The following is a 23949-nucleotide window of genomic DNA, read 5'->3' as shown; positions in this document are numbered from 1 at the left end:
GTGCCCTGTTATCATTTAAATGAAGGTGGCATTATTTGTGGTGAGTTAGGCCCACATTGCAGTGACTGTTTAGATGTTTGCGAATATTTATGTGACTTTCCGGTGGGTAAAGGTAAAACCTGCGATAGGCGACTGTGTACAACCCATGCTCACGAAGTTGGAATAGACCTTCATTATTGCTCTAATCATTTAAGCGAGTGGCAACACTTTGTTGAAAGTGGAGGAGTTATTAAAGCGGTGTTGGAAAATATAAAACCCTTTAAAAAATAATTATTTTAATTTTCCAGTCCATTAAACAAAACAAATTTTTTGAACCAATGGTTCAAGCAGAGTAATTACTGCTCAAAATATTCTTATCGGATAAAGTTTGAGAAGGCTGTTCACAGGCTCTACTTCATCAATGACGGCTGATACATCCATACAATTTGGTTGCAGGTAGCAAATTAAGACTACTTCTACAATCCATTGACCTAAAAAGGTGACATAACTGGTTTCATAGCGCGTCCCTACCTGCCATTTTTCTTTAAGCGCTAACACAGTAAAACGCTGTCCTCCCATATCCGTTTCATAAACAGGCTTGATTAGCTGAGCCCCCTCACTCATAACCAGGCTTTTTTGATATTCAAGTGGGGTTCCGCTTATACCCTCTTTAGGCATAGTGCTAATGATCAGGGTATTTTTTGGATTTTTATGCTGATAATAAATTTCGACTACTCTTGACTTGTCAAATGTGAAAACATATCGCTTAGTGGGTGAGTTTGGTTTGTGAATATAAAAGACATTGGTTTTTTTAATCCACCAGTCTTTGGGTAACTCAATAGTGACATTCACATCCACTAACTCTATTGAGTGAGTTCCAATACTCATTAATGATGTAACAATGAATAGCATCCAGATCATTCTATACAACATAACACTATCAATAGCATTCAACAGTCATTTTTTACTTATTTATTTATCATAGCCAAGCCTGGAATACTCATTGTAAAAAATCGACGATAGTCAGTAATAAAACAAGCTACAAGCTCCAATCACCAGCCATTATCCCGACATTTTTTTATCGTCGCCCTTTTCCTCGAATTTACAGTATCCTAACCGAATGATTATTCAGTTAGTGGTATGGCGTGCAACACTGGTTAGTTAATCGGCTTACAGTCAGTAAACAGTCCTCTGAGCGTTGGGTACAGCTGGCTATGGCCCTGGAATTATTTTGGGATCAGCAATTTACCCCGGCTATTGAACGGGTCGAAAACAGCCGCTCGATTTTTACCGCCAGCCCGGAAGACCTGGAAAAAGCGTTAGCCGATATGGGCAGTTTTTTTGATGTCTTTATGCCCATTGCTGAAACCAATAAACCCTTAGCCATAGCCTGGCGTCGCGATGAGTTGCACTACAAAGACACTTCGCTACCCGTGCAATCGATTCTGGCGCGTAACTTCAGTGGATTAAATACCCGCTGGGAACCTTTGTATGCCAAAGATACAGAGTCTTATCAGCAAGGTACTTTTTATTCAGCTGATGAAGTACACGACCTGGGGCATGAGTTGAATGATTATTTTTTAACATCTCGCGGCCGGCTATGGGTTGATCTAGGGCACTTACGGTTATTGCAAATCAGTCGCGGCGAATTCGAAACCATTGTGCGCCAGGAAATTGAGAAGATCCGCCCGACCCATATTGTCTATGAAGGTGAATTATTCCAACTGAGTATTCATTTCAAAGCAAAACCTGATCGGTTGCTAATTGAAACCCTGAAGACAGAAAGGCCAGCTCATTTAGCTTATCAAGATCAGTTCATAGCCCCTCGACTTGATTGGCAAACCATTCAGCAACGAGAGTTAACACCACTCTTACAGTATAACGAAATCCCCTATTTCTGTTTTGATGAGGTACCCGCTGACTATACCCCGCTTGATACATACGTTGAGAATGTTAATGCATGATAACCAATAACAACACCTGGCAACGTGCCCTGTTGTTGCCCCGTTACTATGAAAAAAATGCCCATTCCATTGCTGGTTTAAGCTCTCAGTTTCAGATCAAAAAATTTCAGTTAGGTCATGATCCTGAGTTAATCGATGAAACAACCAATCCACCTGGCTTGAGAACCTTTGATACCGCATTAAACCAGTTAGCTAATGTGTTTTATGAAGCCCCTTTTAAGCCTGGTGACATTGTGTTTGCCAATGGTCGACTGCTGTTTAAATGCGTGATGCCAGAAGGAGCGATTGCCGCACCCGCTAAGTATTCATTAACCGGTTTAATAGATCAGGAAGACGACTTAATCGCTGTGTCATTGGATTTGCCTGATTGGGTTACACCAACCGAAGGGGTACGCATTCACCCGTATATTAATTTCCCAATAGGTTAATTATTTAAAAGGCGTTCTATGGTTGACCGTAATAAACAACACCTACAGTTTGATTTTGATAATTTCAATGCCACTGGCTTAAAGCCGCTTGTTAAAGCGTTAAAAAAGCGAGATGTGACAGTAAGCGATATAGAAGGCAGTAAGCGTGCTGTCCGTAAATCCGGTGTCCTGACTAAAAAAGCCACCTTGTTTTTAGCCGACGGTCAAAAACTGATTATTGAGGCTACCGCCCAGGGGGCTATTTTTCAGGTGAAATTAAATAACCAGGTATTGGCCATTAAAAATGTTGATAACCTGAATAAAGCCGTAAAAGAAATTGCGGGCTTTGTTCATAAAAACTCAAAAAGTTTTCAAGCAAAGCTTAGAAAAATTGCTGAGCGTAAACAGGGTCAGTCCAATAGTGGATCCCGCCAGGCCAAACTGAGTACCCAACAGCAGCTAGCCGAAAAACAACAATTAATTGATGACTACCGGCTAACGGTCGAGCAACTTACAGCAGAATTAAATGAATTATTGCAAGCCATTACTAAATTGGAAAACAGCAATGCGGCATTAACGACGGAAATTACCGAGCTACAAAGCCAGATCAATTCTCAACAAGAAACCCTGGATCAATTAATTCAACCACCGATTGCAGCCTAAACCATGAATAAGCTACAGGTTCACCTGGATTATGACCCACTCGCAAAGGGTTTTGATAGCATTACCTTGGAAGAGTGGTTTGACCAGCTTTCAACTGCAGACAGCCTCGACTTACTAACAGAGCCGCTACCCTTACAGGTGCTGGATGATGCGTTTTATCCAGAGGATGAGCCTGCTTTAATTCTGGATATGGTATCCGCCAAATACCAGCGACTCCCGAGAACCCTGGCCGCTTTGCGTCGTGTCATTCAAAAAAAGCTGGCGACACTAGACGGCAACCTGGTGATTGGTGATGCCACAATCAGCAAACCCCGTAAAAATAAATTATTTGCCACGGTCACCGCCCAATTTATTTGCAGTGACGGCCAAACGTTATCAGCGCAATTTCATGCCCCCGATAAAGACCCGCTGATTGTTAATCAAAACGACACCCTGATCGCTTATCGCTGGTTATTAAATAAGCGGGACATTACCCACATAGTGTCAGCTAAACAGAACGGAAATACATTAACTGATATTAGCCTGGATGAACTCGCCTTTAAACTGGCACAGTTAATCAGTGGTAATTCCGCAAAATTCATTGAGCGCCAACAACAGCTAAAACAAGCCCAAGCCGAACTACAGGCCGCAGATGACGAGCTAACCGCCCTGGAAAATCAGGCCACGGAATTAACGACACAAATTGCAGAACAACAGCAAAAACACCAGGACTTGGAAGAGGAGAACCAAACGTTGACGGCCCAACGAGACGAGTTAAAAAAACTACTGGAAGAAATGCTTTCGGAAATTGAAGCCGCCAAAGCAGAAGCCGATGAGAAACGTCAGCAAGAACAGCAACAACCCCAAACTACCACAAGTGAGATCACTGCCGCCAATGATGGAGACAATACCTCAGCAGATGAAAACGACGAAGAGCAGCGCCTAGTTAAAATCCTTGAGGATATTTTGGAGGGTAAATACGACCATTTAGGCTCATTTGGGATTTTCGATACGTTAGAACCACCTGCAGATCGATTAATCGAAATGGGGTTGGGTGAAAAATACGACGAGTTAATTGGCAACGTCGCGGAATATTACGCACGCAAAGATGCTGAAGAACACCCGTTGTAATAGGAGTAATTAATGCATGGCCCAAGGTATTGAAAAATTACGTTTTGCCAAACAACTGAAAAAACTGCAAGAACAAGCGTTTAGTGAAAACACCAAAGGGATTGAAAAGCTCAAGCTGGTAAAAGAAATTAAAGTGGTGCGAGAAGCATTAGCGGTGAATAGCAAATCCACCATTAGTCGTTTTCAGCAGTTATTGGCAGGTGAATTTAATAAACTAGACCCCAAAGCCTTTATCAAAATGGTTAAATCCATCGTGGTGGATGAAGAAGCCAACGTTGATGAAATTAAACAACCGGTCGTCGACTATTTAATTAATCACCTCAACCTAAAAGCGGCTTAACTATGAATGCTGTTTTTAAGCCGATTACACAAGCGGTTAGCTGGTCAGGCATTGAGGAGGCATTTTTTCTGTTGCTGGAGACACCACCGACAGAAAGTGCTTTTCAGGTAATGGGAGCGATTGATACCCTCAAACAAACACCGCTAGGCGAGTTTAATTCGCAAGTTCAAGCTGCCTGGTTACAACTGAATCACTGGCAGCGTAGACTACAAATTCACCCTGATGCCTCATTGGCTGAGCTGATCCACCGGAATACTCCTTTTTGGGACTTGAAAGGCCTACTGAATCAATGGGGTCCGCCAGATAATATTGGCCAAGCCCAACTGGAAAAAAACAGAGCCCAGGGTCAACAGCTTCGCGAGCAGCTGATTGAATCAGAAAATGCTCAGTTAGCCAGTGAAATACAACAATTACAACAGTCACTGGATGACATTAAAGCGCCTTATCAAAAGTCCCATAAGGAAATCAGCCGCATATTATCGGATATACGAGAACAGCATGGCTTAACTGAAATGAGACTGAATTTAGAAGTTGAAATCAGTTTATTCAACAACAAGGCCAAGCATCGAAATAGAGATTATGAAGCGCTGGTAAAAGAAGAGCAGGCCATTCGTGCTAAAGCGGATCACTATCAACAATTAGTCAATCAATATATAAAGCCGGTTCAAGACGAGTGGAATCAAACAGCGCTCTACAAACCCGATGAAGCCACCAAACAACAAGTCGTTGAAACACAACAGGCAATTAACCAAAAAGCTGAACAGCTCATGTCGGGTGTTTATGATCAACTAATTAATCAATCGACTATCTCTGCGCAGGTAGCTCAGCAATGGGCAAAAGAGCAGTCTATTTCAACAACTGTTATAAACCGACTCAAAAAAGTGGGTTACAGTAAAACCCAGCTATTAAAAGACATGGCTGAATTTTATCGGCTCACCCATGGTCGATTATCTCAGGTATCCGTTGTCAGTGATGGAAGAAAACGAGCAGCAGCTTCTGTTACAGAGGGGATCGTCTATGTTGATGGGGATTTTGATAAAACGACCTTGTTTCATGAAATGGCCCATCTATTAGAAAACGATCCAGTCACCAAAGCCACAGCACAACAGTTTGTGGAATCACGAAAAGAAGGGCCACTTCAACCATTACAAGAATTGGCAGGTAACACCAACTACCGATCAGATGAAAAGGCCTACCCAGATTCGTTTATTAACCCTTATGTAGGTAAATATTATGCTGATGGCAGTACAGAAGTCATGTCGATGGGGTTAGAGCACTTTGCTTCTTCAGTTAAATTATACGAGCTATTCAATAACGACCCGGATATGTTTGATTGTTTATTGGGTTTTTTAAACAATACATCGACTGCAGAGCAAGACCTTTTTAAACAAATCCGCCAGCAAAAGAGTGCTGACCATGATTTTTATCAACAACTGTTTAAACGAGTCAAACCAATTAAAATCACTAAGGAATTTATTACCGCAGGGCCTTTGATGGGGTATCAGTTTTTAAACTCAAGTACCAGAGACCGCCATACAGGACGCAAAAAAACTGGTCGATTGGTGGTGGCGCCAGATGGCTCAAATGATTTTATGGCATCAGAGTTAGATGCTAAAGCCTGGGCTTATTTACACCAGATGAATCAGCAAGGCATTCAATCTCATCCAATAGAAAACTTAAAAAAACTGATTACCCATCGCCAGGCACCTGATTGGTTTCAGCCTGGAATGGTCATTCCTGAACTAAAAAGTTAACGGCTTTATACTACATAAGGCATAGCCAATTTATGTATCGATTTAAAATTCAACATTATTTAGGCGATCCTATTACCATTACATTGGATGCCGAATGGGAACAAAAAGCGACAGCAACCATAGAAGGCCCCGACTTTGATAGTTTCTTAGTCACTGACTATATGCGGCACCATGGTTATACGCCTTTTGGCAAAACCGCTGAATTTCCACGCCTGGCACCCATGGATATTCATTGCACCTATTCAACCTCACCGGAATTTGAGTTTGAATTACTGGAAGGGGATTTACTGCCCTATCCACCTTCACCCGGTTTATCAAAAGACAGCTTGCCGCCAGCGGAATACTATGACCATTTATTCCCCGCCTATAAACAGAAAATACAATTTAAGTCATTTGAGGTGTATATCACTCAGCAACCTGGCGATATCTTGCAAGGATATACTGACAGTGGTGAGCCCTGGCAACGTAAAGTCACACATTCTCTAGGTTATATGCGTGATACCAGTCAGTCCGTTTCACTCGATATTATTGTGGGGCATCAAATGGAATCTGAGCGAGTCTTTATGGCAAAACCGCCTGGTGAATACCCAGTGTATTTGTTAGGGTTTAGTGACAAAGCAGAAGCAACCCGCATCTTTCATCATCATTACCCGAGTGATGACCAAACGCCCCTGTATAAATTAAGTGAAGACAGTTTCGCCACAATGTTGGATTTTATTGGTAGTGATAACGATGAAGTAATTGACTAACTAATATTAAAGGGCAGCTATTTAGCCTGCCTTACGCTTTTATTTTTATTCACTTTTAAAAAACAACAATTATTTTTCCCAATATTTTTATATCAGCGGTCGATTTTCACATTTCAATTTACAATGGTTCCAATTGTTGAATAGGAGATTTTTTCAATCTCCTAAGCTGTTATTGGAGCCAGTATTTGAGCCTTTCTTCTCACCAGTCTGCACGCATGAAAAACGATGAGTGGCTTACACCACCTAGTATTTTGACGACTCTTGGCTCATTTGATTTAGACCCATGCTCTCCTATCAATCGCCCCTGGCCTACAGCGACAACTCACTATACCAAACAAGATAATGGCTTAACAAAGCCCTGGTTTGGCCGGGTTTGGTTAAATCCCCCTTTTGGCCAAGAAGCCAAAAAATGGTTTAAAAAAATGGCTGAGCATAATAACGGTATTGCACTCATTCCTGCTCGAACTGAAACACATCTCTTTTTTGAGTTTATCTGGGATAAAGCCAGTGCCATTTTATTTTTAAAAGGTCGACCGCGTTTCTATACCGTTGATGGAAAAGCCGCCCCGTTTAATTCAGGTGCGCCTATCTGTTTAGTGGCCTACGGGCAACAAAATGCAGTCCTGCTCAAGCAATCGTCTCTCGGTTTTTGTGTTTGTTGTAAATAGTCGTTTATTAATCACTTTCATGGTTAATGTAAAGGTTTATGCAAAATACGTCAGATACTTCCTTTCAAGCTATCCACGCCGCCCACTCCCTTTCTGATTTAATTAATGCCTTCTGGGGCTACCTTAAGCCGGCAGATCCAATCGAGCCTGAGCCTACACCGGATGATTCCACGACAGAAGCAACTGATACCCTGTTTGGCTTACAAAAAGGTGGCAAGGTTTATCGTGAAAAAATCAATGCCCAAACCCGTGAGATTCTAGAACGAGTGAAAGGCGATCCTGAAGCCTTAACCGCGACAGATCGAGCTATCTTACGACAGTACAGTGGCCGCGGTGGTTTAAAAAATGAAGCCAGTTTATTTGAGTACTATACCCCTACCCCAGTCGCTGAAGGCATTTGGGATGCCTTGTCTGTCAATGGCTTTGCTAACGGTAATGTCTTAGAACCCTCAACGGGTGCCGGTGTATTTAGTGCCACTAAACCTGAAGGGGTGATTATTTCCGGGGCCGAAATTGACGAAACCGCCGCCCAAGTGAATCAGCTGTTACACCCCACCGATAGTATTAAAAACCAGTCCTTTGAAGAATTATGCGCCAATACCCCGGATAACAGTTTTGATTCTGTCGTCGGTAATGTGCCATTTGGGGAAGGACGGCAGTTTGCCCTGCATGACCCCGCTTACCGACAAACGAAATCCATTGAACAGTATTTTGTACTCAGGGCAATTGATAAAGCCAAGCCTGGGGCACTGATTGCGTTAATCGTGCCACCCCGGATAGTCGACAATACCCGACTGCATGCTTTCCGCGCCAAAGTCAGTAAAAAAGCCGAGTTTTTAGGGGCGCATAAATTACCCTCAAAAACATTCAGTCAACAAGGGACCGATACGGTTACCGATTTAATTGTGTTAAAAAAACACCCCGCCGACTTAGCGGAAAAAATCGATGCTTTATCTAAAGAGGTATTAGAGGAAGCCAATGTCCTATGGACGCCGTTTATTAAAGGGCAATATTTTAAAGATGAAGGCAAACGTTTTATACATAAACGCCCGGACAGTACTACCAAAGCCGCCCAACAATCATTAAATAACACTGCGATTAAACGGGCTTTAGCCCACAAGTTCACCAGTCGTATTGACTGGGATTTATTGGAAATTACTGAGGCTACCGTTCCCCTTTATCAAGACGGCGATACCCGAGTCATCAATGGTCTGATGCATACCCTCAAAGACAGTGAGTGGATAGCAGATGTCAAAGGCCAACCCAATGTGATTGATAAAGCTACTTATGGGGTTGGCTCCATTGAAGAGTTAACTGCATTATTAGAGAGCCCCACTGGTTTACTACAATTGTCGTTTGAGCAAGTTGAATCGGCTTTTACCACCTGGCCAGCATTATTTAAGCCCCACCAACGGGATGTGATCACCCATGCCCGACAACAGCCGGACGCCTTGAGAGAACAGGTATTACGGGGCGGTTTGCTAGGGTGTCAGGTGATTCGGCTAAAAAGCCAGTTGCAACAAGGCGAAGCGGCAGATGATTTAGGGGGTTTACAAGCCTTAATTAAAGCCGAGTTTGAACGGTATGGACCACCGTCTCGCAGTAAAAAACTGATTATTAAAGACAGCACTGCTAAAGCCTGGGGTGCATTTTCCAACGCTACTGACAAAGACGGCGAATTATCACCCTTATTACAGGGCCAGGTCACCGAACAGGCCCAAGGTTATGACCCCACTCATGCCTTATCCATCGTTGAATATTTATTGAATGTTGAGAAACAACCTTATGTGGAATTAGCCGACATTCAGCGCTTATATAACGGCTCCCCACCCATCGAAAACTTAGGGGATATTACCCGGTTTGATGCACTGGCCATTACTCCTGATGGCCATATTTTACCAACCAATGATTATTACAGTGGCGATGTTGTAGACAAAAGCCAACAGTTGTTATCGGTAATGGCTGATGAAAAAGACCAGCGGCTTATTGATAAATGGCAGGCACAAATTGATGAGATGCAACGCCGCCGGAGTCACACCGCTTTAAAAGATGTGCAATTCAGTTTGCGCCATAAAACCCTGGACCGACACTATTTGCTGGATTTTTTAAAGGAACAACAAGGGTTTCAATTTTCATATAAAGTCGAAAAGTCAGTAGCCACTCGACTCCCCAACGGTTCAATAGAAGTCAGTCAAACCCGTGTGGTCGATACTAAAGATCCCAGCGGGCAATTTTCAGCGATTGCTCGTTGGGGTGAAAAACCCAAAGGGTTTGAGCTGCAATTACTCAATTATTTAAACGGCAAACCTACCCGCGTTAAAGAAGAAGACCAGGCGTATTTTCGGGAGCGAATGAAACGCTTGGAGTCGCAGTTTAATTTATACCTGCAAACCCATGTGAATGCCGAACAGATAGAGCAGGATTATAACGACCAAGTTAACCGCTATATTACCCCTGAACTGTCTGGCGAGAATTTAAATCTATCGGACACCTCCGGTGCAGTAAACCTCCATGATTACCAGAATAAAGCCATTCGCCAATTAAGCGAACAAGGCGCAGGTTTTTTATGTTTTGGTACAGGGTTAGGTAAAACATTTTCTGGTTTAGGCCTTGCGCAATATAATCTGGACATGGGGCGTGCTAAACGTACCTTGATTGTGACACCCGATAGTGTGCTGGAAAACTGGGGCCGTAATGCCCAACAATTCTTTACTAAAGGCAAACCCTTTTTATTGGTGGGCTATCACACCAAAAAAGACAACGATGATTTAGTCGTCACAGAAGTCGTTGTTGATGATCAAGGTAACCCTAAGCTAGATAATAACGGTAAGCCTATTAAGCGAGAGGTGATGGTTAAAGATGATCCCCAAGCTATTTTTAAAAAATGCTGGGAAATTCCTCACGGTAAATACAGCCTGATTATTATGTCCCACCAGGTGTATGAGCGCCTGCCATTAAAACCAGAAACCAAATTACGCTACCAAGAAAAATGGTTTAACAATAATTTAATCAGCAATACCGAGCTGAACAAAGCAACCGAGAGTTATAAAAAGGAAAAAGAAAAAGCCCGTATACAAGGGGAATATGGCGATGAAGGTACCACTAAAAAAGACCAGCTCCCCTACTTTGAAGATTTAGGGGTTGATAGTGTCATTGTCGACGAAGCCCACCGTTTTAAAAATTCCCATAAATTAGGCAGCAAAGGTAATAACCTGGCGTATTTATCCAAAGTCAGTCCCTCACAACGGGCGAAAGATATGTCACTCAAAATGGATTTTTTACGGGATAACAACAACGGTCGTGGACCCTATATGCTGACTGCCACACCACTGACCAGTAGCCCGGTGGAAGCGTTTAATATGTTATCCCTGACGATGCCAATGGAGAAATTTCATCAGCTGGGTATTTATACGCCTGATGATTTTATCGATGTATTTGGCGAAATCGATACGGTCAGTAAACTTAAAATCACCGGCGATAGTGTGGCAAAAGAAGGCCTGGTCGGTTTTAGAAACTTAAGTGGTCTACGCAGTTTATTTAAAGAGCAGGCCATAATTAAAAATGCGGACGATGTGGGCTTGGAAATCCCCCAAGCGGAAGAAGTGACAACCGATTGTCAGCTATCTGATGAGCAAGCAGCAATTTATGAAGAGTTGCGCAAAGAAGCCGAAAAAGGCAGTGACCGTCCTATCTTTTCAGTGATGCGAGAAATGGAGCGGGTTGCAACTGATATGGACTTATACTCAGGCACCTTGACCAGCTATATTCCGAAAAAACATCACAAAGCCTTATTGGCAGTTCTTGCTGGGATGCCTGAGACTAAAACCATTAATGTGATTATCGAAGGTGAAAAAGATAAACAAGACATCCTATTGGATGATGAGTTAGACGAAGCATCCGATCCCATGCAACTCGTTATTCACCAGGCCTTTGAAAAAGAATTCGAACAAGGGTTAAAAAAACACGGTATTCCCATCACCGATGTGACCCACCCCTTAACACCTAAATACAGCCAATTAATGGAGAATTTACGTGCCGAATATGACGGTGGTGGAAAGCAGCTAATATTTTCGTCTGAAAAATCCCAGCACCGTAAATTAACCCGATTAATTCAACACCATTTACCCATGGATATGAAAAAAATCGGGATTATTAATGCGGATGAAGCTGCCGGTGCCAAAACCCAAAAACTGGCCCATGCTTATAATGCCGGGAGTATTCAAATTATTATTGCCAATGAGCGAGCAGAAGAAGGTGTCGATTTACAGCACGGCACCTCGGCTATTCATAACCTGACGTTCCCCTGGACACCCGACAAACTCACCCAACGTAAAGGCCGCGGGGTTCGCCAGGGGAATACCCAAAGCCGAGTTAAGATTTATAACTATGTGGCACAAAGCACCCTGGATGAATATCGCCTGCATTTAATTGGCCGTAAAGAAGGCTGGATTAATAAAATCCTGACGGATAACACGATTCATCAAGCCAAAAACGGTGACATGTTGGACCCTGAAGAATTAGCCATGTTATTGGCCTCTGATCCTGAAGCCTATCAACAAAAAGTGGCTGAAGCGAAAGCCAAGCGTGCCAAACAAGAAACCGCTAAAGTCCGTGCCGATATTGTTCGGGAATTAAAAAGCCTATTAAATGCCGAAGCCGCGTTAATTGAACATCAAACTGAAAATACTGCGCTGGCGAAAGAAAAGCTGCAAAGTCGAGTGGATAAAAACAGTAGTTCTATTGCGGCTATCAAAATCCAACTCGTCCACAGTAATGACCCTGCATTGCAAAAAGAGCTGGCTCGCTATCAGTCCCAACATGACAAACTCAGCCACCAATTAACCAACTTTGATGAAGACCATGCCGCCAAGGGTGAGCAACTAGAGCACAAGATTAAACGGCATCGGGTGTACCTGCAGGACAAATCCGAAGAAGGCAAATTATTTTTTGATCCGAGCGTGATCACTAACACGGATCAAGTATTTATTCTAGATAGTCATTCAGTCATTACGAAGGGGGTTGTACTCGAAGTCTCTGACCGGATTTGGGGTGATAATAATGTGTATAAAGTGGTTAATATTGAAGCAAAGCATGGCTACCTCAACACTATTAATGTTAAAGGTCAAACCAAACAGTTCTGGTTACAAGAACTGGCCCAGGGTGATATCAAACTGTCGTCTTTATCATCGGCTGATTTTGATAAACAACAGTTACTGTCAAAGCGATTAACCTATGAAAGCTTGGAGACTATTGAGCCATCCACTTATCATCAGCTGGTAGACCAAATTAACTTAGAAGATGATGGCTTTTTAATTCAGACCAGCAGTGGTGCATTACAACTGATTAATGGCAGGCAAGCCACCGCCAAGCAAAAAGGTCAGGTGCTTTGGCCTGAGTCAACAAATCAAACTCAATGTAAACGGGTGATGGAATTTTATGCCACTTTTATACGGGAAGAGCCTGATGAAAGTGAGCGTTTTGAGGACCTGGAAAGTGTCATGAGGACCTGGTTTGGCCGGTCCTATGAAAGGAAAGTGACTTATTATCTAGACTCTGCTACCCAGGCCGATGTTAATGCCCAACTGGCTAAGACTTGGCAAATCTTATTTCAAGAGCAAGGATTAGCCACCAGTGACCACCAAAAAAACCTAGATTTGTTTTATGGGAAGCTGGATGAACTGAGTAGCAGCCTATTTGGTACTGTTAAAGGACTTGGTGCCAATTTTAATGAAATACAACATTGGGTAGATAACTTTATTGCCTCCCAAGAAAATCAGTTGATCATGGCAGCCGATCAACAGGCTACCCGAGAAGCAGAAGCAGCAGTAAGAAATCACGACGATTTTCGTGAAATTCCAAAGCACCTGGCAGATCAATTAGCGGAGGTTGGCATCACCGCGCGCTTTAATACCACTGATATGACCACCGCCACCAAAAAAGTAAAACGTCGGACCTGGGGTGGTGAATTTATCCCCGCTTTTGAGGCACTGTTTTTACATGATCGGTATGCAAAGAACGGCAAGCTCTATGCAAACAAAGACAGTTTGAAATCGCGTTATGGAGCCTCATTTACGATGGACAGTCCAGGATTTGAAGGGTCATGGTGGTGGCTACGTTCACCGGCAAACGAAGATTTACAACAGATAACTGAATTATTGGTGTAGCAATGGCAATTAACGTATTTACTGAAACTGAATTACAACCCCTGCTCGATGAGGCTACAGCAAACCAGACTAAGGAACAGTTTATTAGCCGCACCGTTGAAAACCTGATCAATACGTTACGGCGTAACGCTTTGCACTACCGAGCCTATGGTCCCTACTGGTGGTGGCTAAAAAAATTACTAATGGAGCAAGGCGATACACGTACATTATTTCCAGTCGGTAATCTCGATGAGGAAATACTGAATCAATTGACATTCAATGACCCGGCTTACGGGATCGTTGCTGCTTGGCAATATGCTGAGTGGCAGTTTGAAATGGGGGCACAGGCGAATACTCAACATGTGCTGGATACTGAAGAGGGTGACTTCTTAACCTATGAACTCTTTGACGAAGAACTAGAAGTGAGAGCTGTATTACGCCAAGCACACTGAAGCATGGCACCTAACCTGGCAGCAGGCTATAGCTATCACCCACTTTCCGTGGAACATAAAAAATGCTCCACGTGTAACTTGTGTAGCAGTGCTACACAACACATATACCCCACCCACATACAATATTTTTTTATCTGCCGTACTTTGTGTCAAACCGTTATATACTCGCTGAAAAGGCGAGTTTATGGCAGTAAAGACCGAAAAACCCAAGCAGAAAAGCCGTTGGAAGCGTTTGTTTTCCGGCTTTAATGAAAATGAGCCAGCTATTCATGATAGCCAGGTTAATGGTATTGCGTCTGATATCTCCAGTGTTGAACGACTACTGAATCAACCGCTACAAACCGATGATGCCAGCCACTACGAACCACTAAAAACCCCCTTCCCCACTGACCGTACCCAGCAATACAACATCTATGATGATATGGCGGTGGATCCGTCTATTGATGCAGCCTTAAAAATGCACATTCAACATGCCCTTTCTGCCACCACTGACACTAATGAGATCATTTTTATTGAGTCAAAGGACGGTCAACCAAACCAAGTGATTTCAGATTTGAATGACACGTTTCGGGATTTGTTTAATGCGCAATTGCATAATTGGGCTTATGAAGCCGCTAAGTATGGGGTCTGTTATGTGCGGCATGACCGTTATACCCATCCTGTTTCAATTAAGGAGTTTGAACGAGCTGGTTTATTAGTGGGTTATCGATCAAAACACCAACCCGCCGAACAAAGACAACAACTGATCGAACCCTGGAAAATCGTTGGCTTTAAAATCCCGCAATGGTCAAACCTCTGTTGTCACCAACAACACCAAGTCTCAAGAGAGCAAGCCCATTTTAACCTGGCATCCGATGACTATGAAAATGACCCGGTTGTTGAAACCACCCATTATGGAGAATCACTGTTAAGAGCGGCTTTTGATCCCTGGCAAAAACTCGAACAAGCCTCAATGGCGTTAAGTGTGGCTCGCTGGAATGCCGGTAAAAAAGATCGGTTTATTGGAGTCAATGTGGGGCAAGAGTCACCTCAAAAAGCTGCGGGGTATTTCAATACCATTGCCAAGATTTTAAAACAGAAAGCTGACCACTCATCCAATCAAGCGATGTCCCGCGGTTTTTTTAACACCATCAATAACCTGGTGTTTCCGGTGTGGTCGAGTGGATCCGGTAAGGTTGATATTCAGACCGAAGTGAATGATGTGAATATCGCTTCCATCGAAGACGTGAATTTTATCATCAACCGCTTGGCATCTGCACTCAGTGTCGATAAATCGTTATTGGGGTTTACAGATGATCTGTCAGGTGGTCTGGGGGATGGTGGTTTTTTTAGGATGGCCATTGCCGCAGCGATTAAAGCCAACCTGGTTCGAAATGCAGTACGTAATGGTATCGAACGATTATTCGAGATTCATGTAGCGTATAAATACAACAAGGTATATACGCCCGACGACAAACCCTGGGTGATTAAATTCAACAGTATTAATACCGCACTGGAACAAGAGCAAGCTCAAGCCCAAGAAGTACGAGCCAACTTTGCAACATCTGTCGTTTCATTGATTCAGCTAATTGATCCTGAGTTCCAACTACTGGATAAGAAAGACGCTCTGAACTGGGTCATGACAGAGTTAATGCAATTTCAGGCAGACGACATTAGCCCTCTGTTTACTTCCAAAAAACCCTCCTCTACTCAAGACCAGCCAAGCAAACCAAACGAGCCCAAGCATGAGCAAAAACAAACTCAATAAAGTCACTTGTACATTTAATATCTTTGAAAACGGTAGAAGCTACTCAGGCAAAGAACGTGGTTATGTGCTCGATAACTTTAAGAAAATCATTGACTCACCTGAAACCCAAGAGCGATTGAAACTTAGGGAGATGGTGGGTTATGTGGGTCATGGTATTCGCGAACTGACGAATAAATTGTTCCCTGGTGAAACTGATGTTGCCAAACTGGATAGTGGCAAAGAAATTGTCATCAAAGCGATTCCAGCTTGTGTATGTACCGAACTTAACATTGATGATGAAGGCAACGTTACACACTCACAAGAAATTTTAGACAACGAAGAAGGTAAAACCCTACTTGGGTTACACAACTCGAAAGTGGGTGGTTTTTCAATTGCGGCACGAGGAAGTGAAACAGGTGCGAATACATTCTTAAATCAGATCAGCGGTTTTGATTATGTAATCAATCCAAACTTTGCTAACAACCGTGGCTATGTCCTCGACTCCACAGCAGAAGAGAAACCTAACTTTGCAGCCATCCTTGATGCCATCAAGCAAACAGGTGTAAATGAAGAGGATGCAGAAAACAGACTTCAACAGTGGTTTGATTCAGTTGAACTGTCATACAACCAGAACCAAATGTACTTTCATGAGCTGGTGAAGCTACAAGCGTTGTATGATCACTTAAACCAAGAACACACAACACTGGTTAATGATAATGATACGCTGAAGCAAACCATCGAAAAAGAAGCACAACAGAGGCAGTCCTTGTTTGCCGAATTTGCTAAAAACTCACCTGTCGTAATAACCGATGCCGTAGCAAATGCCCTGGTTAACCCATCAACTGTAGAAGACCTGGAACCACTCAAAGCCTTGCTAGATAACGCTACGAAGATAGATGGTAAACAACTACCGTTGAAAAGGAGTAAACGCTCTCAAGAGCCCCCCTCCCCTACTCCAAGCTTTTTAGTCAGTGACCCAATGGAGTATGGAGCGATTGAAACTGCGCCAGAGGTTTCTATGTATTAAGGGGAAAAATTTTCCCCTTAATACATAGATAAAATTATTTTTTTTACTTAAAAATCAACAACTTAAACAAAAACAGAATAATATTTATACAAAAAGTCCCAATTGGGACTTCTTTACTGAGCCTCAGCCTTAAACATTCTAACTAAGAATGCTTTAATTTTATCTATTTCTTCTGTGCTTGCATCTAAAATTTCAAACTTACTGTTATTATTGGAAGCAAGACTGTGCTTGAATTTTGGTGTCCCTTTTGCCTTGTATACTACTGGCTTCTTTCTAGTTGGTGTTGATTTACCCCCCTCCAATAGAGAGCGTTTTAGTTCTTTAAGGACTAGCTCAGCAGATAAAAGCTTATAGCCATTACATATTTTATTTACCTTGTCATCAAGCAAATCTTTAGCTTTACTAATGAGGAGTTTTTTAGTCTTTTCATCCTTCTTTAAAGCACTAGTTATCCAATCAGCTGCTGTTACTGACATATCATTTGGGCTGGTAAATAACTGCACAAACACTTCTGGAAGTTCTACTAGTCTTTTATATCGAAATGCAGTACTTCTAGCTATATCTTCAACTTCAGCCAACTGCTCCCAAGTTTTGTATATTCCAGAATTTATATCGTTATAGAAACTCATTGCTGTTTCATAGGCAGATATTGGTCGTTGTTTATTTTCAACTCTAGATAGATGCCTAATATCTTCATCAGGAACATCACCGATAAGAGCTAAGTACTTTCGGCCAGGAATTTGCTTAACACAGTAAAGCCTTCTTGAGCCAGCTATTAGTTCAAATCGTCCGTCTTTAGTTGGACGTAAGTAGCCTGGTTCTGATTGCCCGTTTTTTCTAATATCCGGAAGGATATCCGATACTGCAGCATCATTTAAAAGTGATTGAATACGCTGATTTATAGTGCTTACATCAATTAAACTGGGTTCAATTTCTCTAAGGGTAAACGAAACACTTTTACCTGAAAAAGGCATTCGAAGCTCTATTGAACTGGAAGAGCCATTTGCTTGTTTAAGCTGTTCTTTGAGCTGTTCTATTTCCTTATCTTTAGCTTTCAGTTTCTCACCAACCATATGAGGAGCACTATCCTTACCAGCTAACATTGAAGCTGGATTTACTCCCATAAACTTCTTACCGAAAGAGCTTCTCTTCGGCTTTTCTTCTTCTACTTCAGCAGTTACATCATCAAGATCAAGTAGGTCTTTGCTCATTTATAAAACCCCCTCAGTTTCAAGCGTTTTAGCAATAGAAGACTGTTCTTTTATATTTTCTTTCGACTTTGAAGGCCAAAATGGAAAAATAACATCTGTGAGTATTTCGTTGAAAGGTTTTTCATACATATCTAAGGCTGACTTGATACCTTTCCGGTTGCTTGCTTCTTTTAAATCTTCCTCATAAATGGTTGTCATTTTAGTTCCTTTCTTACCTACTTCATCGGTTTTCTTGACCACATTATGTAGAGTTAAATCACCAAATGTTTGACGTATTATTTTAGCCATCCAATCTGCATAGCCAGCAGTTGCAAATTTTGTTATTAAAACTCTGATATCTGGTACAGGTATTGAGAAGTTACCTTCTTCATAAAATTGAACGGTTTCACCAATAGTGTTGAAAAATTGCATTGTACTTGCAAAGTCAGCCATTTGAGCAGGACAGGGAACAATAGCAACATCACAAGCAGAAAACACATTCATAGTTAATGTGTTCAAACTTGGCGTTCCGTCAACTATAACTACATCATAATCTTTTTTAACCGACTCAATACCATTGCGAATTAACTGGAAGTAGTATTGTTTTTCTTCAATAGTAGATGCAGCTGAAATTAAGTGAGGAAGTTGCATATCTATTGATGAGATAGATAAGCTCCCTGGAATTAAATCAATATTGGGCCAATGAGTGTTTCTAATAGCATAGTGGAGTGAACCAAACTCAAACCCTTTTTCATTTATAGTTACTTCATCTCCTACAACATATGGGGCAATAGTATCTGAATAATCACAGTCAGTATCAGGCCTGCACCCCATGAAAAAACTCAAAGTACCTTGAGGATCTGTATCAACAAATAAAACTCTATAACCTAAAGTTGCTAAATGTTGACCAAATAACAAAGCGAGAGTAGTTTTCCAGGCTCCGCCCTTAAGATTCAAAAAGCCAAGTGTTACTGCACTTTCATCATCAGCTTTATGAGGTAATGTGCCAAAAACCTCTCTCATATGGTTTAGCTCAGCAAGAGTGTAGCCAGCCCTAACATTTCTAACACCTGCTGCATTTTCCTTTAACTTAGGTGGTGGTAGCTTTCCATCTTTCTCAGCTGTATATATAGCAGCAGTAGTAACACCTACTAGATTTGCTGCTTCATGGCCTCTAAATCTTCTGTTAAGAGAACGGCTTGTAATTTGTAAAACTTCTTTATCGTTGTCACTAAGCTGGTTATTAGACTTCTTCGCTAAAGCAGACTGAATATTGTTTAGGAGTCCTTCGCCACGATTAGTTATTTTTTCAACGTTTGTAATATAGTTATGATAATGGGAGTCAATAGCAGTCATCTATAAAGTCCTAGTAAAAAACACGAGTACTTATATAATATATAACATAACGATACAATTTATATAAGTTTTTTGGTTTTATAAACTAGTTTATCTATTAAATTGATTAAGGAGTACTCAAAAGGGGGCTTTACAATACAAGTTATGCCTGCTTTTTAGGCAGGATAAATAAAGCAAGAAATGAAAAAGGGAGGATTTCTCCCTCTTATAATCAGAATATTAAACTTTAACAGTCCATCAGACGACTATACATCAATATTTTCATCACCATCCACAAACTCATCTAACATCACTTTTGCCCAATCATCATCTAACAACTCTTTAGCCAATCCTCTGGAATCAGCATCGCTAGATGTATTATTTTGCGTTGGCTTATAGTGATCATTCAGTTTCTTACAAATTCCAAAGTAGTATGACTTAGGGTTTTTAATATCACGTCCACGCGTTTGAGCTAGAAAGTACGTGAACATAGCTTCCTGGAGCACTTCTACAGCATAGAACTTTAGTGCAGCCTTAACCTCTTTAACTTCAATTCCTTTTATTAGCGTACTCAGGTCAGAAAATAATTGTTCTTCCTGTTCAGTTAATACTTCAGGATCATCTTTGTTAGTAGCTTCTTGTTTTATATTTCGTTGATTATGATAAATAGTAAATTTTATGCTACTAATTTTTCTTGCTTTTCTAAGCATTTTAAATTTAAAGGTTAGGTCCGTTTTTTCAGTAAGCTCTTTTTCAGCTCTCTTTAAAACATATTCTCTTAAATTACTGATTCTCTGGTGCTTACCTTCTTCGATCCCCATCATAGACCTAAATTCATCAATACCAACTTCATAGTATGATTCAGATCTACTGCACTTAATAGGATGATACTTTCTAAGTACCTCATATACTCGAATTGAATACTTTGAGTTTAAATTTCTAATTTGTCTAATTTGGTACTTAGTGAAATTCCTACGAAAGTCACGTATATATGGTTCTATGTCTGGGTGAAACTCGAACGTTACCGACTTATCAGTTTCATCATATGTGCTTCTTAGAAAAAAGTTCGACTTAACCAGCTTTTTTTCATCAAGCTGATTATGTCTAATAAGAATTCTTCCTAACTCATCAGTTATATTGTCCATTTCACGATAGAAGTACTGCTTAGATATACCAAGTAACTCAATCGCCTCACGTGCTGACAACTTAATAGTTGGCAAACTATCTGCTTCGGGATTTACTTTAGCTATTACTGCAGCAGCCACTTTTTGAGCAACTGCAGAAAGAGAGTAGTTACCTTCAATGAGCTCATTTCTCTTTACTACCAAGTTGTTTTGCGCCAAGTCATGAATCTCCTATAAACGTGCCAATTAGCATATTCAGCTCTTAAAAGATAAGAAAAGCTGGTCAACTAAAACAAGTTGTTTCAATGTATTGCAAATAGCAGTCAACTTAAACAAGTAATTATGAGCAAAAGATGAAACTATAAATCAACTAAAGCAAGTGATTTAAGCTCCAACAAGCTAAAAGTCAACAAAAGCAAGCTATTTAATAAAACCGTATATGAGTAAGTCAATAAAAGCAAGTTATATAGTCAACTATAACAAGCTATTAAGTCAACTATAACAAGCTATTAAGTAAACTATAACAAGCTATTAAGTAAACTATAACAAGTTATATAGTAAACTATAACAAGTTATAAAACTCATGAATCCCTTGGTATATAAGGCATGTAGAGGGATATAAAACAAGTAAACAAGAGTTATTAACAAGAAAATTTTTTAAAACACACAAACTTACGTATGATAGTTATTAGAAATAAAATTTTAAGTGTTTGATTAAAAAGCATCCACATATGTGCTGCTGTTTAACATTTCAACTGCATTACTCAACCGACTGCTTTTATCTCGAGCTTTTGGCCAAAGCTTAAATGCACGCTTGATACAGGCTTTCTTTTCCATCTCTCCACGAAAAGGGCCAAACCAGACACTACTATTGAACCCATTTTGTTGAGCACAAGCATTCAATTCAACCTGTGTCATAAATGTAGTCATGTAGTCGTTGGTAGCTAGCTTGGCTACACAATAAACACCTATACAGTTGCCTTTCTCTTGATCACTCAAAAAAGGGTTTTTGGTTTGGTGCTTTGGTGGCAGCAAAGGACCTAAATACTCAAACCCACCGTTCTGAATATCACTTTCAAATACTCGCTCAGCCACTACAAACTGTACTACACCCGTTTCTAAAGCCAGGGTATAAAGGCCGTGATAAGTGATGTCCAACTTACACTCTAAAGCTAGAAGTTCTTTGTTATACCGGGTTGTTAGGTAACACAGTTTCTTCTGGTGATTAAGCGTTAATCCTAAGCTGGCCGCTTGCAATAAGCTGTCGTGTATCGACTGTGGGGTACAGTGCTGTAGTTTTGCTGTTTGTGCAATTTGTGTCTTAGCGAACTGAGCTTCTTCATGATAATTGAGGCTATATTTGTGATGCTCGACAATGTGTTTAAAACGTCCTTCAACTTTAACAATGGCTTGTATATAAGAGGGTAATGGTGGGGTAGGGGAGTCATTGCTCATAGTCGTACTTTTGATAACCAAGGAGTTAAATTAAGTATGGTTGTGCCAGCATCGGTATAACCTGGCCACTGATTGTCTTCTAAACAGCTTTTGAGTTTGAGTAATGCTTGAATCACTTGCTCGTCAGCTAATTGCTTGGTTTTCTCGTTAAATGTGATCGGCTCACAAATAGCGACGTCTTGATATTCAACCACTAAAAAGTCAAAGCCACTGGGTAGCAAACCTGTGCACATCTCAAACACATAGCGATAAAATGCGTCTTGGTATTGATATCCGTATTTAGCAGCTTTGCTTTTCCAAAGAACTGGATTGGCTGTATCTGCTGTTTTCAGATCCCATAGGTGAAGGGTAGGGGTTAGCCAGTCTATACGGCATTTAAGGGGTAGCTGAGTGATAGGACAGGTAGCAAATAATGACAGCTCACAGATACCAGCTGATAATGCTTCTCGGGCTTCTGGCCGTTCATAGATAGCATTGATTGCTTGGTGGGCTTGTAACCAAGTAGTTTTAGCAATAGGTGTCTTATGTTGATGCTCTGGCTGTTCACGGTGATCCAGCAACAGCTGATCCCAAACCTCTATATCAGGATCCACTGACAACAACCTGGCAATTTTACCAGCTTTTCGCTCCCCAATTTTAGTTTTAGGCTGTTTTAGCTGGACTAATGCTCGATCAATATCAGTGGTCGTTTTTAGCGCTGTTGGATAGTCTTCAATGGCTAAATCACAGTAGTAGCGCTGATAAACCTTGTCAGGCTCTAAGCACAGTGTATGAATAAACTCTCCCGTTGTTAAATAACTGGCTGGTTTTTGGTTGTTAGTTGTTTTGTCTGATTCGATAAATTGACAATAAAAGTGCTTGGCTGATTGGTTAATTAACACCTTTAGCTGGCTATGTGAATAAGCTGGTGCCTGGTGATAATCAGCCGCTGGCAAATTTCTATAAACACCGGGGATACATTGCCCCAGTTCGTCCAGGTAGTGCCGTATGACACCCGTTTCAGTGTGAGTTACCGCTTCATTGATAGTCAGCCCAAGCGATTCAAATAATGCTAAATCGGTGTGAGAACAGGGCGCTAATTTTTCAGAATCAAACTGAATCATGTTTGATAATTAACAAATTTGTTGAAAACGTGAATTGAAAATTACTAATAAATTACTCAAAAAAACACCAATAAATAACGAAAATTCAATGATAATCGTTGATCAAAAAAATATGGAAATTTTAAATATTAGGTATTTAAATTTGTTTCACGTAGTGATAAATTTTCTCCCATCACTGATTCGACGTTAGCCTAGTGTTGCATGGATTAATGACTCTTTAGAAATAAATAAAAAAGTTGCAGCTATTTTTTTATCAGTGATAAACAAGGGGAAAAACAGGATGGGAATGAAGCATTGGTGTTAATAGGATTAGGAGTTGATACTATGAATCCAGCCTTTATTGAAGCTTCAATCGAAATCTTAAAAGGTGCACGACCTGTAGATTTATCAAAAATCCATAACCTTCATTATGGTGCTTTACGAGATAGTGTTCACCGGTTTTGCCGACAAAGAAATCGCATCTTATACAATGAGTTATTAGTACAGGCAGCACATTACAACCGTTCTCAGCCCAAACTGTCAGTGTTACGAGCACACAAAGATGAATTCTTAGGCACTGAGCGCAGTCAGCGTCCTGCTACAACGGTTGAAAAAGAGATCAACTTGTTGGAAAAACAATACCAGCAACTTAGCCAGCAACATCGGGAAACGCGGGCACTACTCGAACAACGCCGACTTGAACTGCAGTCTATTGAAAATCAGGCACTAGCCTGTTAATAAATAGCAGCAAACACTTAAATAGTGTTATCAACAGAGAAGA

Annotated in this window: 20 protein-coding genes; 14 read left to right on the top strand and 6 right to left on the bottom strand. The window is 41.1% G+C overall.

Features of this window, described 5'->3' with window-relative positions; genetic code table 11:
* Positions 1-270: a hypothetical protein gene (locus OQE68_RS30115; RefSeq protein WP_180571407.1), complete on the top strand. Its 270-nt coding sequence runs from the start codon at positions 1-3 to the stop codon at positions 268-270.
* Between the two features lie 72 nt (positions 271-342).
* On the opposite strand, the gene OQE68_RS30110 is transcribed toward OQE68_RS30115, so the two are convergent.
* On the bottom strand, positions 343-900 hold the full coding sequence (locus OQE68_RS30110; protein ID WP_180571406.1) for a hypothetical protein: 558 nt from the start codon (positions 898-900) through the stop codon (positions 343-345).
* 224 nt (positions 901-1124) lie between these two features.
* Here OQE68_RS30110 and OQE68_RS30105 point away from each other — a divergent pair, with 224 nt between their 5' ends.
* From OQE68_RS30105 to OQE68_RS30050, 12 genes are all read left to right on the top strand, one after another.
* Positions 1125-1943, top strand: coding sequence for a hypothetical protein (locus tag OQE68_RS30105; RefSeq protein WP_180572047.1), 819 nt, complete (start codon positions 1125-1127; stop codon positions 1941-1943).
* Complete coding sequence (locus tag OQE68_RS30100) at positions 1940-2371, top strand: hypothetical protein (RefSeq protein ID WP_219340378.1); 432 nt, start codon at positions 1940-1942, stop codon at positions 2369-2371. Before OQE68_RS30105 ends, OQE68_RS30100 begins: the two co-directional genes overlap by 4 nt.
* Positions 2372-2389: 18 nt before the next feature.
* Positions 2390-3013 (top strand): defense against restriction DarA-related protein, encoded by a 624-nt coding sequence (locus OQE68_RS30095; RefSeq protein WP_266196032.1) that lies wholly within the window; start codon positions 2390-2392, stop codon positions 3011-3013.
* Between the two features lie 3 nt (positions 3014-3016).
* Complete coding sequence (locus OQE68_RS30090) at positions 3017-4123, top strand: defense against restriction DarA-related protein (protein WP_266196009.1); 1107 nt, start codon at positions 3017-3019, stop codon at positions 4121-4123.
* 16 nt (positions 4124-4139) lie between these two features.
* Entirely contained in the window at positions 4140-4463 is a 324-nt protein-coding gene (locus OQE68_RS30085; protein WP_180571447.1) for a hypothetical protein, read from the top strand.
* 2 nt (positions 4464-4465) lie between these two features.
* Positions 4466-6217 (top strand): hypothetical protein, encoded by a 1752-nt coding sequence (locus OQE68_RS30080; RefSeq protein WP_180571448.1) that lies wholly within the window; start codon positions 4466-4468, stop codon positions 6215-6217.
* Between the two features lie 32 nt (positions 6218-6249).
* The gene (locus OQE68_RS30075; RefSeq protein WP_180571449.1) at positions 6250-6966 is read left to right on the top strand and encodes a hypothetical protein; all 717 of its coding nucleotides are present in this window, start codon (positions 6250-6252) and stop codon (positions 6964-6966) included.
* A gap of 185 nt (positions 6967-7151) precedes the next feature.
* Positions 7152-7634 (top strand): DNA N-6-adenine-methyltransferase, encoded by a 483-nt coding sequence (locus OQE68_RS30070; RefSeq protein ID WP_180571450.1) that lies wholly within the window; start codon positions 7152-7154, stop codon positions 7632-7634.
* 38 nt (positions 7635-7672) lie between these two features.
* Positions 7673-13798 carry an SNF2-related protein gene (locus tag OQE68_RS30065; RefSeq protein ID WP_266196031.1) on the top strand — a complete coding sequence of 2042 codons (6126 nt, stop codon included), beginning with the start codon at positions 7673-7675 and terminating at the stop codon, positions 13796-13798.
* A 2-nt stretch (positions 13799-13800) separates the two neighbouring features.
* Entirely contained in the window at positions 13801-14229 is a 429-nt protein-coding gene (locus OQE68_RS30060) for a hypothetical protein (protein ID WP_266196030.1), read from the top strand.
* A 184-nt stretch (positions 14230-14413) separates the two neighbouring features.
* Positions 14414-15976: a portal protein gene (locus OQE68_RS30055; RefSeq protein WP_266196029.1), complete on the top strand. Its 1563-nt coding sequence runs from the start codon at positions 14414-14416 to the stop codon at positions 15974-15976.
* Positions 15954-16982, top strand: coding sequence for a hypothetical protein (locus OQE68_RS30050; protein WP_180571537.1), 1029 nt, complete (start codon positions 15954-15956; stop codon positions 16980-16982). The genes OQE68_RS30055 and OQE68_RS30050 overlap by 23 nt, the downstream gene beginning before the upstream one ends.
* 113 nt (positions 16983-17095) lie before the next feature.
* Here the strand turns inward: OQE68_RS30050 and OQE68_RS30045 are convergent, their stop codons facing one another.
* From OQE68_RS30045 to OQE68_RS30025, 5 genes are all read right to left on the bottom strand, one after another.
* On the bottom strand, positions 17096-18193 hold the full coding sequence (locus tag OQE68_RS30045) for a ParB/RepB/Spo0J family partition protein (protein WP_180571653.1): 1098 nt from the start codon (positions 18191-18193) through the stop codon (positions 17096-17098).
* Entirely contained in the window at positions 18194-19528 is a 1335-nt protein-coding gene (locus tag OQE68_RS30040) for an AAA family ATPase (protein ID WP_180571654.1), read from the bottom strand. It lies immediately after the preceding gene.
* Between the two features lie 245 nt (positions 19529-19773).
* Positions 19774-20850 (bottom strand): replication initiation protein, encoded by a 1077-nt coding sequence (locus OQE68_RS30035; protein WP_180571655.1) that lies wholly within the window; start codon positions 20848-20850, stop codon positions 19774-19776.
* A gap of 495 nt (positions 20851-21345) precedes the next feature.
* Positions 21346-22086 (bottom strand): recombinase RecT, encoded by a 741-nt coding sequence (locus tag OQE68_RS30030; protein ID WP_266196028.1) that lies wholly within the window; start codon positions 22084-22086, stop codon positions 21346-21348.
* Positions 22083-23189: a PD-(D/E)XK nuclease-like domain-containing protein gene (locus OQE68_RS30025; protein ID WP_266196027.1), complete on the bottom strand. Its 1107-nt coding sequence runs from the start codon at positions 23187-23189 to the stop codon at positions 22083-22085. The genes OQE68_RS30030 and OQE68_RS30025 overlap by 4 nt, the downstream gene beginning before the upstream one ends.
* Before the next feature lie 324 nt (positions 23190-23513).
* On the opposite strand from OQE68_RS30025, the gene OQE68_RS30020 reads away from it, so the two are divergent.
* The gene (locus tag OQE68_RS30020; protein ID WP_180571392.1) at positions 23514-23906 is read left to right on the top strand and encodes a hypothetical protein; all 393 of its coding nucleotides are present in this window, start codon (positions 23514-23516) and stop codon (positions 23904-23906) included.
* The last annotated feature ends 43 nt before the right edge of the window (positions 23907-23949 follow it).

It is taken from the genome of Spartinivicinus marinus (assembly GCF_026309355.1).
GTDB classification, from domain to species: domain Bacteria; phylum Pseudomonadota; class Gammaproteobacteria; order Pseudomonadales; family Zooshikellaceae; genus Spartinivicinus; species Spartinivicinus marinus.
Note: the sequence above shows the minus strand (reverse complement) of the source record. Positions and strands in the feature narration are given on the sequence as shown.

Bases quoted from the DNA above. Each gene is read 5' to 3' on its own strand.
- OQE68_RS30100 (WP_219340378.1), top strand. From the start codon at position 1,940: ATGATAACCAATAACAACACCTGGCAACGTGCCCTGTTGTTGCCCCGT.
- OQE68_RS30085 (WP_180571447.1), top strand. From the start codon at position 4,140: ATGGCCCAAGGTATTGAAAAATTACGTTTTGCCAAACAACTGAAAAAA.
- OQE68_RS30045 (WP_180571653.1), bottom strand. From the start codon at position 18,193: ATGAGCAAAGACCTACTTGATCTTGATGATGTAACTGCTGAAGTAGAA.
- OQE68_RS30055 (WP_266196029.1), top strand. From the start codon at position 14,414: ATGGCAGTAAAGACCGAAAAACCCAAGCAGAAAAGCCGTTGGAAGCGT.
- OQE68_RS30025 (WP_266196027.1), bottom strand. From the start codon at position 23,189: ATGATTCAGTTTGATTCTGAAAAATTAGCGCCCTGTTCTCACACCGAT.
- OQE68_RS30030 (WP_266196028.1), bottom strand. From the start codon at position 22,086: ATGAGCAATGACTCCCCTACCCCACCATTACCCTCTTATATACAAGCC.
- OQE68_RS30110 (WP_180571406.1), bottom strand. From the start codon at position 900: ATGATCTGGATGCTATTCATTGTTACATCATTAATGAGTATTGGAACT.
- OQE68_RS30080 (WP_180571448.1), top strand. From the start codon at position 4,466: ATGAATGCTGTTTTTAAGCCGATTACACAAGCGGTTAGCTGGTCAGGC.
- OQE68_RS30040 (WP_180571654.1), bottom strand. From the start codon at position 19,528: ATGACTGCTATTGACTCCCATTATCATAACTATATTACAAACGTTGAA.
- OQE68_RS30020 (WP_180571392.1), top strand. From the start codon at position 23,514: ATGAATCCAGCCTTTATTGAAGCTTCAATCGAAATCTTAAAAGGTGCA.
- OQE68_RS30075 (WP_180571449.1), top strand. From the start codon at position 6,250: ATGTATCGATTTAAAATTCAACATTATTTAGGCGATCCTATTACCATT.
- OQE68_RS30060 (WP_266196030.1), top strand. From the start codon at position 13,801: ATGGCAATTAACGTATTTACTGAAACTGAATTACAACCCCTGCTCGAT.
- OQE68_RS30050 (WP_180571537.1), top strand. From the start codon at position 15,954: ATGAGCAAAAACAAACTCAATAAAGTCACTTGTACATTTAATATCTTT.
- OQE68_RS30095 (WP_266196032.1), top strand. From the start codon at position 2,390: ATGGTTGACCGTAATAAACAACACCTACAGTTTGATTTTGATAATTTC.
- OQE68_RS30065 (WP_266196031.1), top strand. From the start codon at position 7,673: ATGCAAAATACGTCAGATACTTCCTTTCAAGCTATCCACGCCGCCCAC.
- OQE68_RS30090 (WP_266196009.1), top strand. From the start codon at position 3,017: ATGAATAAGCTACAGGTTCACCTGGATTATGACCCACTCGCAAAGGGT.